Origin of the sequence: Bacillus sp. JKS001846, from assembly GCF_900176455.1 — a bacterium.
Taxonomy (GTDB): domain Bacteria; phylum Bacillota; class Bacilli; order Bacillales; family Bacillaceae_G; genus Bacillus_A; species Bacillus_A cereus.
Window position 1 is genome coordinate 453590 of the sequence record NZ_FWYG01000002.1, and the last position, 14554, is coordinate 468143.

The window sequence follows — 14554 nt, forward strand, 5'->3', positions numbered from 1 at the left end:
AAGCTTGTTATCTAATGAGGAGTGAAAAGAGTTTGTCTATAGTAACTAAAATGAATTTAATTTTATAATCCAAAATAAAATACCCCTTTTCAAATAAATGAAAGGAGGTGTTTTTATTTTTCTTACTATATTTAAATATGATCCTTAATTCTTTCAAGTTCAATATTTATTTCCGCTACTTTGAAGAGTTTTTCGGAAGGTAAAATTTTAACATACAACTCTTCATCTAGAATATGATTAGTTATAATATAATTTTTGAAATTGCCTAAATCATTTTTTATTAATTGTCTTTGTTTTAGCTTGTCAGCACAGTTTGTATATGCGATTTCTCCATTCTTATAGAATAGTGGTATATGCCCGTTTAGAATATATAAATTTATATTTCCTTCCTTTTCGGCTTTATAAAAGTCTAATTCTTCGAATTGGTTATTAAACTCATAAACAAACCTAAGTGGAGCTTCAACATAACAAGTATCTACAATTTCAAGCGGACATACTATCTTAAATTTCTTTTCGTGAGTATCATTAATACCAATAATCATAGAATTGGGTATATCATATTCTTTATTTGAAAGATGGATTCCAATAAAGAAAGTGCTAAACAGATTTATGAAACAGACCAATCCTAGATCTTTAACACTAGTTAGAATTAAGTAATGGAAATCTTCTTTAGGATTTATTAAACTTTCAAAAGGTATCATGACTTCTTTTTGTAATCCATTTCCAATAAATAGATTATGATTATCTAGTCCATCAAAATCTGCTTTATAAAGAAGGTTTGATATAGTTCTTGCTTTTACATCTTTTAAAAAATAATGTTTAATGTTTTCAGTAGCAAATTCATATCCAATTTTCAATAATCCCATTTTAAACTTTTTTGTATCTATACTTAAATTGACTTCAATAGGCTTATCTATTAGTTTGTTTTCATTCCTAACAATAGATACGTTCTCTTTAGGAATCCCATTTCGTTGGAGTATCTTATTAATTATTTTATCCATATTTTTTTCATCTTTTTTATCCAACGTAATTGAAAAACTATTATCTAAACTATTACGAGGAATATCGGGAAGAATATATGGTGTTATTTTACCCATCTTGTCCTGTTGTAATTTTACTTTTGTATCTTCATCCCCTTTAAAATAATTTATTCCATCAAAAGGATGAGGCATTATACCTTTTTTCCCTGGAATGCGCATAATATAACGCTGAAATTCCATGAATTTATGATTAGTAAGCGGCTCATCTATATTTTGACCTAGCTTACTATTGCAAGGTTTACAAACTGTATAAATATGATAATAGCCATTAATGGAATCTGGAATAACATGTTCATCTGAAAATTCCACTCTATTTTTTCTGCAAATAATACATTTTTTCATCTATATCACCTATTCCTTTTGCTGTTGAAATAAAGAAAACTCTTATTGTAAAAAAAACTTTCTTTAAATATATCTATTACTTATATATTATGCTATTAGAAACGTCTCGCTAACTAATTCTTTAAGTATTTTCGCAAAGATATAATTTGTCTCTTCTAATAGCAGATCCTCTAATTTTATTAACCTGGCCAGTCTATTTGTAAAATCTGCAGTATACAAAAGTTTGGTACTTATTTTTTCATCTCCCTTAAATAGTGGTTCGTTTTCAATGAATTGAATTAAAGGGTTAATAAGAATTTGCTTATGCAGATCCTCCTTCTTTCTATGATACATCCCCATCCCTAACCACTGACGTACAATTCGTTCAGCATCTCTTGTTTATGTTATATCAGATCTAGATACAACAAAGGGTAATTTGTTTCAGATTAGTTTTGTAACCTCATTTGAATAATTAGGAGGGAAAAAGAAAAAGCTTTGTTATGTAATTCTCTATCTTTCTTTTATCCAACGAAATAGCCGCTGCTTCCCTAAATAGATATCTATTTTCAAAAAAAACACAGGAAATAGGGAAGTCGTTTTTTCTTCGTTTATTGTACAATCGTGGTGTATTGGCTCTAATTCATCACAATATACTCGAATCCCATTTGTTTCATACCAGGCTTGCAATACTGCCTCAATCTCTGTTTCAGATATAAGAACTCGTATACATTTCATATTGCGTATAAAGTAGACACTCTAAAAATATTCTTCTACCTTCTACTTAATCTCCTTTTTCTGTACAATCAAACATAACATAATCATGTATGGAAAACAGGTCTAAATTTCACTTGTTTTCGGTTCTAAGGAGTGTTTGCAGACTATGTCTGCATAACGTTCCGGTTGCGAATATCATTTCTAATGGACGGTAAGAAGCTTTTCCATGATTGTAAATAAGCCTAGTCCGTATTATCTTCACTTATTAGTTGGGTTAGCATTTTATCCTCACCATTCATCATCAGGCAAGTCCAACATCCACTGCTTGAATTTGCAGCTATATTAACACTTATTTTTTGTTTTTTTATCTATTTTTATGCCATATTCCAACATATTCTACCATACTGAATGTTCATTTCTTCCATGTATAAGCCTAAAGGCAGAATCCCCTTATAGAAAAACATCTATACCTCATAATTGGTTATGAGGTATAGATGTTTTTCTTGTTATTATGAAGTAAAAATAAGGAATTGGAATTTTTTTCTATTTATAAAAATTTGTTTTCTTCGAATCCTCTCTTCGTTAAAAAAGAGGAGCAAGGAAATACCATTATATATAAGTTTGATAAGTTTTTTTGAAACCCATTATTTAGGTTGTTCTCTATTTTTAACGCGTGTTAGCTTATAAGTTCGAAATCTTCTTCAAATATTAAATCATAATATTCACAGAAAACAACGCATAATTCTTTATAAAACTCTTCTAATTCTACATAATCCTCATTTTTATTTTTTTTCTCAACAATTTTTTCTTTTAATAAATTTTTTTTAATACGTATCTTTTCAAGATTATAGAAAATCTTATGCCTTTTAAGATATAGTTTTAATTCTTCATACATATACTTTCCTAATAAAGTTTTATAAATAATTTTCCCTTCCATATTTCTTTCAAGATGTTTATAGTATTCATCTGTACAAGGATCAATAAATCCCTTATTCCCAATAATATTTTCTTTTGGTGAGCTCCCAATCCATTTATTGGATTTCGATATATTACAATATGGACAACTATATAACAAATTATCATATGTAAACTCAAGTTCTTTAAATTTTTCTTTCGGAGCAAAATGCTCTACATGATAAACATTATAGCCACCGCTATAAATATCTAAATCATCACAATAAGCACATTTATTATCAAAATCCTTAGCTAAGTACTTTTTGTTCGACTTATTTGTACGCCAAATTTCTCCTGTATGTGTCCTTACTGGCTGCTTTATTTTTATCCTTTCCAATTTTCTTACTCCTTTTCTAAGATAGTATCAATTTTATTTAATAGCTTAGTTAATTTATTTGAATCTAAATCCCTTTTTATCTTATCGGGTAACGCATTTATGCCATTCATAGACTTTTCCAACTTTGCATCTAAATCCAGTAGCTTAGAATCAATTTCTTGAGATTTTCCCGCTAATGGTAATAGTTCTTTTATTTCTTCTTCCCATTGTTGTTTTTGTTTTGTATTTTTTAATATCTGCTCAATAATTTTATAATTTAATTCAATTCTCTCTGATTCCTCTTCTAGATATCTTTTAAAATCGAATACCTGATACGCATTAAATATCTCGTTAAAAAATAAATCATCTTCATACGAAGTTAATATAAAAGTAGGAAAGTCATATAATGACTCTTCTAGCGCTTTTGCAAAACCTACGCCTGAATAATCCACATTCTTATAGGAAGATAATTTATAATCTACTAAGACACAATCAAGTTCTTGGTCTATTACTTGTTGCACCATCTCTTCAATCTCATCTTTTATTTCTAATTCTACAGGCTCCAATCGATACATTGAGTATTTTGCTTGTTTTTCAGATGCTGCTCGATTAAAACCTTGCATTAGTTTTATCATTATTTGAGTTACTTTGGATGAATCATCATCAATTATCCCTATTCTAAATATACTCTCCATAGTCTTCAACCTCCTAAATTGAGAATTGTAGTTTCAATCCAAACCCTGACGTATATTTCGTTATTTCATATTTTGCATTGTATTCTCTGAGTGTTGATGCAACAATATACATTCCTAACCCTGTTCCTATAGGCTCTCCATTAATATCATTTTTACTGGTTACTCCATAGTTAAATATTTCATAAGGATTTTGAAATACATCAGATAAGCCACTACCATTATCCTCATAATGTAAAATAAAATTAGAATCTGTTCTCATATTAATATTAATAATTCGCTCTTCTGTTTTTATTTTTTCAAAAGCTTCTATAGAATTGATAAGCAGGTTGTAAATGATACTTTCAAAATCAGAAATAAATATTTTTTTAAAAACCTTTTTACCATCATCTTGAATGTTTACTTTTATGTTTTTTTGATTTAAAATGGGCTCCAATAAGCTGATAAGATTTTTAATCGTTTCGTAAATATTCTTTTTTCGCCGTTGTCTTTTATCCTTCTTTTGATTAATTATTACTGTTATCCACGATTTGAGAAAAATGTCATTTTTCTCCAAATCATCTAAACAGCGTTCAATTAATATATTATTATTACTACTGAATGCATATTTTAATGAATCTATTCTACTAACTAGTATTGCATTTATACTTTTTAAATCATGTACTATAGAAGTAGTTATAAGCCCATTTGTTGATAACTCTCGAAGTAATTTAATTTCAGAAATCAATTCATCTCTTTCTTCTTTATAATACTGCACTGTCTTCGCTAAAGTTTCAACTTGTTCCATCTCTTTAACTTGTTCAACTTTGCCTTTATTATCAAGAGTTTCTTTGGTTTCTCGCTCTTTTTTCTTTCTTTCTTTTTCCTTCTCTTTTAGTACTTGAACCGCTATCTTCGTCCCACTTTGTTTTGTTATCTCTTTCTCACTAATAATATCTTGATACTTTTTTATTGATCGTCCAATATAAGCTCTGTCTTTTTCAAAAACAGAAATAATATTTTTTATTACCTCTTTAAAAATATTAAAATATTCATTTTCAATAATGCCTTCTCGACTAGATTTATCTAAAATGCTGTCATTATTAATTCTAGAAATAAATAACGTACCTTGTCCTTGAAGGTTTCTGACATGCCAATTCCCCGATGGATGAGATATTGCAGCTGGGTTATTTGCTCTTCTAGCATCTATACCTAACCAATCAAATGCCTCTGATTTTGGATCGCCATAAGGCCTAACTAAAAAATTATCTCTATAGATTTTAATACCATTATGCTGTTCAAGCCAAATTCGCCTTTTTTTACTAATTTGTTTATAGAAAAATTTCCTTTTATCTTCGTCACTCATTGTTAATTTCATAAAAGTATAGTCAAATTTAAATGGCCCTATTTTTTTTATAGCATTCAAATAATCTTTTTCGTTATTACGCATAAGCTCTGCTATTGTATACTCATAATATACACTCTTATTCTCAAAGTCTTCGTATCTATACGGAGCTTTTTGGAATTCCTCCAACTTAAAAAGGTTTTTAGGAATTTGATCTAAATCAAATTCATTTCTATTTAGAGTAATTTTAAATACTTCTCCATCAAATTCTGCAAATAATCTATAATCATATTCTTCCGATGCCTCATTTTCTACTATAAAATACGGGTCTGAAAGAGATTTTTGTGCGCAAATTATATATTCTTTTTGCTCGGTTGGAGGAATTAGAAATCCTAAAGAATTAAATATATTATTAATGTCTTTTGCAGTCCACATGTCACGTAAATTACTTATTTTCAAAAGTGTACCTGTATTAAGATTAATATTTAAATCAGAATTTGTTTCTTTTATATTCTCAATATTTTTTAAAATATCATAAGGAATAACTTTTTCGAAATAATCGTCTAAATATTCGAAATCCGCTTCAATTTCATCAATTGTTTTTCCAGGTTCCTCAAATTTTGTCCAATCATTTCTCCATAAAATTAATTTTTCTTCCCTATTTTTAGTATACATGTCACAGCGACTTCCTAGCCGGTCTAATGCAAATCTACCTATTCCTTTTTCACCCGATTTTATTCTGTTTTTAACAGACTTGTAATTTTCCCTTTTATTATCAGTCCCAATCATCATCCAACAATTTTCTATAATATCCTTTGTCATACCGACACCATTGTCTAGAATATAAATACAATCATTTTCCATATCAAAACAAATAAAGCATAGCGTTGCATCTGCATCATACGTATTCTTGACTAATTCAATAATTGCTCCATCAACTTTTGAAACACTTTCACGCCCTAATAGTATCGTTGCACGTGATGAGATTCTATACTTCATTTTTTCCATTCTCATAATACCTCCTGTTTTGGAAATTCAAAGTTATTTATATCCCTAGCAGTTATTCTCACGGAACTTCCACTAGCATTAATGCCAATTGATTTTACATATTGATAAAAAGATTCACTTTCTAATATTTTCTTAGCTGTATCTAATTTTATATCTCCTTTGGATATGATATAAATACCGGAATATGGGATACATTCTTTTTTTAATTCATAAACTTTCACCGTCTTTGTTACAACAATAGATGTTAAAAGCTTTTCTTGATCTAAATGCGCAAGTGCCTGTGTCCTTCCATACTCATACCAGTTTACACTTCTATCTGACTTTCTTTTTTCTAAATTCCCTTTAAAGTTTTTCAAGTACTTATATCCTTCTGGAAAAGTTTTTTTAAACTCTTCAGGTGAATACTTATTTAATTTACCGTCTACATACGTATAAGGAAAAATTATTAATTCTTTTTTATTATAATTTAATGCACGTGGACTTGCTGTTTCTCGTAATAGAGCTTTTTCTATTCTGAAACTGTCTACATTAATATACTCTTCCTCTTCTGTGAAATTCCCTACAACAAACGCTCTATTCAATAATGTTGCAACGCTACTTGAAGCAGTAAAAAAATCACTGAATTTACATTTTTCTATTGAAGTGTTTTCCTCTTGGATAGAAAATACCCATTTCATTTTTAAATTTATTTTGTTTACCTTATGCTGTTTTTTATTTTTAATATCAAGGTAAGTGATTTCGTTAACTATTTTACCCTTATCTAAAATTAGTATTGCCGATGATATTAGTGCATTTTCAAATATTTTTTGCACGGTATAATCATGAATTTCCGATAGATACGGTAGCATTATCTCTCTAATTTCTTGGGCAAATACATTTTTAAATATACTATTTGGAATGAGATATGCAATTTTACCCGTATCATTTAAACTATTTAAACTGTCTTCAATAAATGCATAACAGTAATCAAATTTCCCTTTTTTACAAGATTGGAAATTTTCTCTTACAAACGTTCTAGTCTCTTTGTCCAAATCTCTATAATTAATATATGGTGGATTACCAATTACAAAATCAAACTTGATATCTAAACTTACTTTTAAAATATCCTTATTAAGAATATTCCAGGATATATTATCTAAATTATACTCTGCTGCTATAGAATTTAAATTTTTTATGCAGTTCTCATAATGTACTGAATCTATTTCGCACCCATATATATCTAATTCTAATCCTTTTTTTATTTTTTCCAAAGAGATACCCCTATTTAAACTGTCTTCAATATACCTTCTAACAATCTCTATTAAAATATTCCCATCTCCACAGGCATTTTCAATAACCTTTTTTCCATATAAATTTGAAACATAGCCTACGCCATTTAATATATCGTTTACTATGTTAAGCGGGGTAAATACTTGACACTTCTTATTCATTAAGCTTTCTCCTTATGCAAATTTTGCATTGATAAGAGTACATACCTCATATTTTTTAAGTTAAGTATTAACTTATATCATGCAGCACAATTTTATTCGTACTACTTACACCTTAAAGAAAATCAAACCCGAATTAAAGCTTTAAGATGTATGCAATGTAAATAGAAAAGGAATCCCTTTTCATAGAATTGAGTTTCTACACAAAATTCAAGGGAAAAGGCTTCCTAATAAAATAGTTTACAACATATAATCTCCAACCACTAGCATAAAATATTGAGGTAGTATTATTATTAGATAGCCATACTTTAATATAGTATATGAGATTAAATAAGCATCGATCTTCCTTTATAATAACTTTATAGAGTTATGAACTAATCTTTCTAATCATACATATAGCTCTTCTAACGATAGCTAGGCAATCGCATCCTATAACAATCTCAATCAACATGGCAGAATTATCTTTGTCACCACTGTACCCTATAAAATAACACGCATGTGATAAATAGGTCTTTTTCATTTACTCTTTAATTTGTGTATAAATGTCCGTCATTATATTGTTAGATTTATAGTAGCATTTCATTCTACTATGAATTATTCCTCTTTTTTTAGATAGAAAAAGAGAGTCCCTATTTAATAGGCACTCTCTTTTATGTATATCCTTTATTTTTAATCGACTGTGATTTCATGTATATTCAACTTGTTTAACTTTTCCATATAAAAACTCATTACTTTTTGAGCATGTTGTATGGCGATTAATCCATCTTGAACAGTAAGTGCTTCAAAATACGGATAACGAATATCTGTAGCATAACCATTCAGCTGCACGCATTGCTCTAAAATCAATGAGAACTCCTCATCTAATCTACAACAAGATTTGTGCAGCATTAAAAGGTTATGAGTTTTTGGGACTGTTCTACCATTTAATGCAAGAAATCCTTTTAGAAGTTTCTCCACACATTGTTGGCTATGATAACAAATAATTGCAGTGGGGAAAGGTTTCATATGAGATAAGTAACTAGCAGAATCTAAATCAGATTTTGCGATGAATACCCACTCTTTTAGATCCTCAGTATTTCTCATATAGGACCTTCCCTTCTAGTGCAATCTTATGTTCCATAGTTACGATACGGTTAGCACGTTCTAGAAACTCTTCTGGCCCATACACTAAAATATCAACTGGTGTTTCCATAACATCGTAAATACCCCAATTGATACAATTAATGACTTCCCTTTTTCTTTCTCCTACACCTTCCACAACAATACAGAGATCAAAATCACTATCTTCATTTGGTGTGCCATATGCATGAGAGCCAAAAAGGATGATTTTTTGGACAGAAGACACAGTTTCACGAATCTTTTGCACCAATAGATCCAATTCCCTTTGTACCTCTTCGTTAATCCGAATCACCCCTCGGATAATGTAATTAAATAGACGTTTAAGTATATTATACATGCGTTTCTCTTCTCCTTGCTATTACATATTTATTTTTATATTTTTCTCTTGTTTCCCAACGTTCTGCAATGCTTGATAACATTCGTATATCTGCTTGAAATCTTGTAAAAATCCATGGTCAGAGATACTATGAAATCCTTTAAAGTTCTTTCTACACCAATATAAGATGCTAGATTCATCCTTCGCTAAAAAAGAATCCGGATTGAAATGAATCAAAGCCTCTGCTAAACAAGCCAGAAGCAATGGTATCATTTCGGAATCTTGCTTTGATAAATCAAGTAAAGATACAACGGTATACTGCTTATATTGGTAGTATTGTAGAACACCATTACACATGTTTGTTGGTGTTAAACTGTGTTGTAATTGAGTGGAATCTAATTGATACACTCTCATCTTGTCCCCTCCTATATCATTACTCCTCAATTGGTGCAGCTTTCATAAAAGCCTTTTGAGCTTGGAAAATGATATAGTGATTCGATACGGTACCTTCATCAAAGAGTTCGTTGACGAATTGAGCAACAGTCATGGCAGCGAACTTATTGGTAATAACGCGCTGTGGTTCTGAAGCAGCTGACGGATTATAATTTCATAATAAGAAAGTACCCATTCATCAAATGAGTACTGTTCATAACCATCCTCTAGAAATTCAATCAAAATATGAATGGGATACGCTTCGCTTTGATAGGTGTTAAACGAAAATTCATGTAACACGAATTGAAAATCGGATTGTGTTATATGTTCCGATCCTATACATAAATAGTAACCAGCTGTATCGAAGTAATATCCTTCCGCAACCATAGAACTAATATCCGAAGCAAAATTCGAATACATGTCTTCTGAGCTAAATAGCGCGCCATCTAACAGGTCTTCTTCAGTTCCAAAGGCAAAGTGACAAAATATACGTGTTTGCTCGTTAAAACGCGCAAGCGACTCGAATAATAGTTCACTTGTGATATGCAACTTGTCCCTGTGAAAATCATTGATATTGATTAAGAATGGGATGTTATATTTACGAATTAATTTTTGTATGCGTAGTATCCGAATGTATACTTTCATCTCATTTCCTTAATTAAATAAATATTTCATCTTCTAGCCCCTGCTTTTCTACATCTTCTAGTTGTTCGGTGAAAAGATGTAAATGTAGCATTTCTTTTAATTCACAATCTGGACCATTTATACGAAATGAATTACCACTATAAAACGTGACATAATGTCGTAGCTGCTCAAATTGCTTTTCAAATTCATCTATATGTTCTAATGGTATGTCTTCTAAATCAGGCATTTCATTCGCAATAAATCCATTTATAATTGATTCAAAGGACTGACGAAGTTCATGATTATTAGGAAGGACTTCTTTTGACTGTAAAAAGTCAAAGAAGTCACTGTGATTCATACTCATTTGGATGCCCCCTTACACGCGAACCGGTAGAATTAACTGCAGATTAGAGTGAGTTGTATCCTCTGCTCCTACTACAACGATAGGTCTCTGATTACTAATCATTTTTATCGCGATTGTTTCAGAAGTTATTGTTTGTAGTGCTTGCAGCAGATATTCCACATTACAAGCCAATGTAAATACTTCTACTTGATTACATGGAATTTCTACACTTGCAGTACCTACTTGAGAATTTTGTGGTTTAAGATGGATGCTTTCTTTTCCTTCTGACGTAAGCACGATTAAGGAAGAAAATGCTGAAAGCTGCTCCAACGTGTTTTTAAATTCTTCACGTGATAGTTGTATTTCACTTTTAAATTCGTCGGGTACCATACGTGCCGTATCAGGATATGTACCAGCTAGTAATCTAGACTGATAGATAATACTTTCGCCACGGATCACCAGCTGTGTATCACTAATGAGCTTTAATTGTAAATTTGTTTCACGATTAAAGAGTTTAAGAGCTGTTTTAAGAGACTTAATTGGTAACACGACTTCACCATCTTTTGCGATAGTGATCTGCGTACAATCAAAATGTAAACGGGCTAAACGGTGAGCATCAGTTGCTATACTAAAGAACTTATCATCAACTGATTTTAAGTTCACACCTGTTAGGATTTTACGTGTATCCATTGCAGGAATAGCATGTAATGTTCCGTTGGCCATTGATATAAATTGTTCTTGCGAAAGTGAAATCCAGTCTTCCCCTGCTTCAATTTTGATTTCAGGATATTCTTCATGATCCATGGTACAAAAGCTAAACTGTTTCTTCATACTTTCTACAATTTTCAGCTCGTTATTTTTATGTTCTAAACCAATGAATTCACTTTTGAATTTCTTAATCGTTTTAAGTACCGGAGCAGCTGCAAAGAGCACCTTCCCCGGTTCAGTACAATCCCCACTGTTTACATTAAAGCGAGTTACTAATGTTACTGTTTCAGTACCGTCTGAACCCATTAGAATCATTCCCTGTTGATTACAATCTAATAAAACGCCTTGTAATGCGGGCATTGGGTTTTTAACGTCTACAGTAGCACTAGCTTTCTCTAATTTTTCGATAAATAATGTACGGTTAATAGTAAATTTCATAATAAATCCCTCCAAAAAGTAATAAAAAAAGAACAGACCTCATATCCTGTTCATTCGTTTTCCTGCTATAAAACAAAGCTTTACCCGCTTTGTTGTTTTTTTAACTGTTCTATAAGTTGATGAATGGCTTCTGTATGATCATGAAGTAACCATTCTCTAAAGGACGTAATATCGCCGGATATATAGGTAGATAACCAGCGGTTAAGCTGTTTTTCATTCCCATGGCTAATACTTATGGACTTATGAATCAATTGCAAACGAGTTATAATGTCCCCTAATCCATCAGTCGTTGTATCTTCGAATGTTCTAGCCTGTGCATTATGATTGTGATTATAGGCAAGCAAAACATCCCTAGATGTAATTCCTAAAGGCTTAACTAGTTGTTGCATGTCTTGAATTAATAACCCCAGACTTGGTTGGGCGTTTGATGGTTCCTTCTGTGGACAACCTTGTTTATTCTTTTGCTGTAACATAGTAGGTGGTGTGAAATAATACCCTTTCTTTTGATAAGAAACATAGATATCATTTTTCCCCTTACTAAGTGTAGTAAGCTCTACTTTATGTGGTTTTATATTATATAAATATCTTCCCACGCCCCAAAGGACTGCTGCCCTTTTTAAGCTATTGGAAAATCCACCTTTTACAGCATTGTAATCAGATTCTTCACTGCCATCCTCTTTTGATATCCAACGTTCATTCAAAAACACTGAAATGGTACATTTTGTTGCTTTCTCACCCCATTTTTCATAAGACACTTGCCATTTATCAATACCAAAGACTTCATCAAATCGGTCCTGAATGGCGCGTGCGTCAACAAATGGAGCTACATACGCGAAAAAACGCCCGTTGCTTTCGAATGTATGTGTAATCTTCCAACCTAATTGTTCGAATGGAAATTCGGCTTGTAAACTTTCCATATTATTCGTCATAATAATCCCCCTACATTAATTGTTATTTCGAATCTGGGTGTTTCCACTCTGTCTTTCGAAATTCATCAATCATTTCACATATAATTCCTCTGTTTTCATGAAGTAACCAATCCTCATAGGAAGTAATATCTTTTCCTGATTGAATGGATAGACGCTTATTCAAATCCTCTATACTCATACGACTGATATTCCTTGCTGCATAAATGAGACTTAAACTTACTTTCAAATCTCTTAAATCAGAAATGGTAATATCCTTAAATGTCCTAGCTTTCGTATTGAAGTTTTGATTGTGCGCCTGCAACATTGATACAGAACTGATCCATAAAGGATTAGCTAGTTCTTTAATTTCTTCAATAATGTCATGTAAATGAGCATCATTTTGTATTTTACCTTGTGATTTTTCCATGACTAAATTCATGATGTTTCCCCCTAATTAATAAAATAATTGCCTAAAGTGCTGGCTATACAATAACTCCAAACTTGAAGACAACACAAAAAGGGCTTCTTCAAGTCGATTAAAAATGTGCATAGCAAAATAAGCTATATATACACTAATCGGCTCAAAGAAGCCCTTTCATAAATGAAACAAGACGCAACTTGCTTCTACAACTCAACCACAACACAAAAAAGGTGTGGGAATAAACGGAATCAATTAAATAATAAATGTATTTGTATATTAAACTATCTTTATTTTTAATGCAAGTAAAAAAGAGTGAAACAACCGTAACACTCTTTCATTCATAGTATATTATTTGCTCCAAAACTCATTATAATACCAAGCTCGATAAGAAATATGTTCTGATACATCCATTATTTTCATACGGCTGCTATGATTTTTAGGATGAACAGGTATACTATATATCCTCGCATCGTCTGGTTTCGTCAAATCTTCTACTTCAATTTTTACAACTTTTAGATGGTATGGCATACGACCATTGCTAAAAATATCCCCTACACAAATTGTCCAAAGACTTGTTTCTATTTCAGTTACACTATTCATTTTATATTCTCCTCTATAAATTAATAAAAAAGACACTGAACGAATACGTCCAATGTCTTTTTTCCCTCTTATATACTAGTTAACTCAAAGTATAATTTTTCTGGTTTTCCATACATGTTAATTTCATTTTGATATAGGACAGCTAATGGCTGAGACATCTCAATGTTTTCCATATAGGATAATGAAACAGCTGCTTCTATTTTTTCTTTAATCTCATTAGGAATGGCTGAGTAAGATAAGCTATCCATTTTACTTCCTAATTTAGTATCTGTAGCAGCTTCATAATAAATTTCGGTAATTAAGACCTCATTATCATCTGGATCATACATATATCCTCGGTTAACTGTAATCATATTGTAGTGCTCCTCTCAGTTTTACATTTTCTAATTCCTTGTGCTTTTAGCATTGCAACAAGTACCATACCTATATATAAATCCCATATTTTCTATAGTTGCATTCCATTCTATATCTACTGTACTATGTCTCTTTTATGAATTGTTCTTAAAAACGGAGAGTTCAGAAATTCTTAACAAAAGTAGGATATGATAAAGCCCTGGATTTGGTAGTAATTTCTTACCGCTTTTAATATTCGACATTCTCTAAATTCGTTTTTTTACAATGTAATAGCATAGACCCAGGAGCCTTTTTCAAACCTAAATGTATCAAGATCTTTATCTATTCGATAGAAAACATTCGGTTCATACTCTGAAACTACTGCAAAATACATATAAACTGTTCCTTTACCTAAATATTCAATTCTCTCAATTGATAAAGAGAACATATCCCTCATAAGTTGTTTACAATGTAAAATCTCTTTTAGTTCTTTTTCAACATTCATAATATACACCT

At 30.9% G+C, this 14554-nt stretch carries 16 protein-coding genes and 1 pseudogene; all 17 read right to left on the reverse strand.

The features are described 5' to 3' along the window. Positions 1–131: 131 nt before the first annotated feature. The gene (locus tag B9A45_RS31190) at positions 132–1382 is read right to left on the reverse strand and encodes an HNH endonuclease (RefSeq protein ID WP_084065927.1); all 1251 of its coding nucleotides are present in this window, start codon (positions 1380–1382) and stop codon (positions 132–134) included. 87 nt (positions 1383–1469) lie between these two features. Beyond that, positions 1470–2689: pseudogene (locus tag B9A45_RS33150) on the reverse strand (phosphoadenosine phosphosulfate reductase); the annotation flags it as partial. A gap of 62 nt (positions 2690–2751) precedes the next feature. Continuing rightward, on the reverse strand, positions 2752–3366 hold the full coding sequence (locus tag B9A45_RS31200; protein ID WP_084065928.1) for an HNH endonuclease: 615 nt from the start codon (positions 3364–3366) through the stop codon (positions 2752–2754). Between the two features lie 5 nt (positions 3367–3371). Further along, positions 3372–4040, reverse strand: a complete 669-nt coding sequence (locus B9A45_RS31205) for a hypothetical protein (protein WP_084065929.1) — start codon at positions 4038–4040, stop codon at positions 3372–3374. Between the two features lie 13 nt (positions 4041–4053). Then, entirely contained in the window at positions 4054–6369 is a 2316-nt protein-coding gene (locus B9A45_RS31210; RefSeq protein WP_179135427.1) for an ATP-binding protein, read from the reverse strand. A 2-nt stretch (positions 6370–6371) separates the two neighbouring features. Next, on the reverse strand, positions 6372–7799 hold the full coding sequence (locus tag B9A45_RS31215; RefSeq protein WP_084065931.1) for an Eco57I restriction-modification methylase domain-containing protein: 1428 nt from the start codon (positions 7797–7799) through the stop codon (positions 6372–6374). Between the two features lie 666 nt (positions 7800–8465). Then, complete coding sequence (locus B9A45_RS31220) at positions 8466–8879, reverse strand: HEPN domain-containing protein (protein ID WP_084065932.1); 414 nt, start codon at positions 8877–8879, stop codon at positions 8466–8468. Beyond that, positions 8866–9252 (reverse strand): nucleotidyltransferase domain-containing protein, encoded by a 387-nt coding sequence (locus B9A45_RS31225; protein WP_084065933.1) that lies wholly within the window; start codon positions 9250–9252, stop codon positions 8866–8868. The genes B9A45_RS31220 and B9A45_RS31225 overlap by 14 nt, the downstream gene beginning before the upstream one ends. A 21-nt stretch (positions 9253–9273) precedes the next feature. Continuing rightward, positions 9274–9645: a hypothetical protein gene (locus B9A45_RS31230; RefSeq protein ID WP_084065934.1), complete on the reverse strand. Its 372-nt coding sequence runs from the start codon at positions 9643–9645 to the stop codon at positions 9274–9276. A 129-nt stretch (positions 9646–9774) separates the two neighbouring features. Continuing rightward, positions 9775–10308: a hypothetical protein gene (locus B9A45_RS31235; protein ID WP_084065935.1), complete on the reverse strand. Its 534-nt coding sequence runs from the start codon at positions 10306–10308 to the stop codon at positions 9775–9777. 13 nt (positions 10309–10321) lie between these two features. After that, the gene (locus tag B9A45_RS31240) at positions 10322–10651 is read right to left on the reverse strand and encodes a hypothetical protein (protein WP_084065936.1); all 330 of its coding nucleotides are present in this window, start codon (positions 10649–10651) and stop codon (positions 10322–10324) included. Between the two features lie 12 nt (positions 10652–10663). Then, a complete protein-coding gene (dnaN, locus tag B9A45_RS31245) occupies positions 10664–11776 on the reverse strand; it encodes a DNA polymerase III subunit beta (RefSeq protein ID WP_084065937.1) in 1113 nt (370 codons plus the stop codon). Positions 11777–11856: 80 nt separating this feature from the next. Further along, complete coding sequence (locus tag B9A45_RS31250) at positions 11857–12705, reverse strand: Rad52/Rad22 family DNA repair protein (protein ID WP_084065938.1); 849 nt, start codon at positions 12703–12705, stop codon at positions 11857–11859. A gap of 22 nt (positions 12706–12727) precedes the next feature. After that, the gene (locus B9A45_RS31255) at positions 12728–13123 is read right to left on the reverse strand and encodes a hypothetical protein (protein ID WP_084065939.1); all 396 of its coding nucleotides are present in this window, start codon (positions 13121–13123) and stop codon (positions 12728–12730) included. 330 nt (positions 13124–13453) lie between these two features. Continuing rightward, a complete protein-coding gene (locus tag B9A45_RS31260) occupies positions 13454–13705 on the reverse strand; it encodes a hypothetical protein (RefSeq protein ID WP_084065940.1) in 252 nt (83 codons plus the stop codon). 68 nt (positions 13706–13773) lie between these two features. Continuing rightward, on the reverse strand, positions 13774–14058 hold the full coding sequence (locus B9A45_RS31265) for a hypothetical protein (protein ID WP_084065941.1): 285 nt from the start codon (positions 14056–14058) through the stop codon (positions 13774–13776). A gap of 260 nt (positions 14059–14318) precedes the next feature. Next, a complete protein-coding gene (locus B9A45_RS31270; RefSeq protein ID WP_016112231.1) occupies positions 14319–14543 on the reverse strand; it encodes a hypothetical protein in 225 nt (74 codons plus the stop codon). Positions 14544–14554: the final 11 nt, after the last annotated feature.

Excerpts from the sequence above, each read along its gene's own strand:
- B9A45_RS31190 (WP_084065927.1), bottom strand. The coding sequence starts at position 1,382 with ATGAAAAAATGTATTATTTGCAGAAAAAATAGAGTGGAATTTTCAGAT.
- B9A45_RS31205 (WP_084065929.1), bottom strand. The coding sequence starts at position 4,040 with ATGGAGAGTATATTTAGAATAGGGATAATTGATGATGATTCATCCAAA.
- B9A45_RS31210 (WP_179135427.1), bottom strand. The coding sequence starts at position 6,369 with ATGGAAAAAATGAAGTATAGAATCTCATCACGTGCAACGATACTATTA.
- B9A45_RS31215 (WP_084065931.1), bottom strand. The coding sequence starts at position 7,799 with ATGAATAAGAAGTGTCAAGTATTTACCCCGCTTAACATAGTAAACGAT.
- B9A45_RS31220 (WP_084065932.1), bottom strand. The coding sequence starts at position 8,879 with ATGAGAAATACTGAGGATCTAAAAGAGTGGGTATTCATCGCAAAATCT.
- B9A45_RS31225 (WP_084065933.1), bottom strand. The coding sequence starts at position 9,252 with ATGTATAATATACTTAAACGTCTATTTAATTACATTATCCGAGGGGTG.
- B9A45_RS31230 (WP_084065934.1), bottom strand. The coding sequence starts at position 9,645 with ATGAGAGTGTATCAATTAGATTCCACTCAATTACAACACAGTTTAACA.
- B9A45_RS31235 (WP_084065935.1), bottom strand. The coding sequence starts at position 10,308 with ATGAAAGTATACATTCGGATACTACGCATACAAAAATTAATTCGTAAA.
- B9A45_RS31240 (WP_084065936.1), bottom strand. The coding sequence starts at position 10,651 with ATGAGTATGAATCACAGTGACTTCTTTGACTTTTTACAGTCAAAAGAA.
- dnaN (WP_084065937.1), bottom strand. The coding sequence starts at position 11,776 with ATGAAATTTACTATTAACCGTACATTATTTATCGAAAAATTAGAGAAA.
- B9A45_RS31250 (WP_084065938.1), bottom strand. The coding sequence starts at position 12,705 with ATGACGAATAATATGGAAAGTTTACAAGCCGAATTTCCATTCGAACAA.
- B9A45_RS31255 (WP_084065939.1), bottom strand. The coding sequence starts at position 13,123 with ATGAATTTAGTCATGGAAAAATCACAAGGTAAAATACAAAATGATGCT.
- B9A45_RS31260 (WP_084065940.1), bottom strand. The coding sequence starts at position 13,705 with ATGAATAGTGTAACTGAAATAGAAACAAGTCTTTGGACAATTTGTGTA.
- B9A45_RS31265 (WP_084065941.1), bottom strand. The coding sequence starts at position 14,058 with ATGATTACAGTTAACCGAGGATATATGTATGATCCAGATGATAATGAG.
- B9A45_RS31270 (WP_016112231.1), bottom strand. The coding sequence starts at position 14,543 with ATGAATGTTGAAAAAGAACTAAAAGAGATTTTACATTGTAAACAACTT.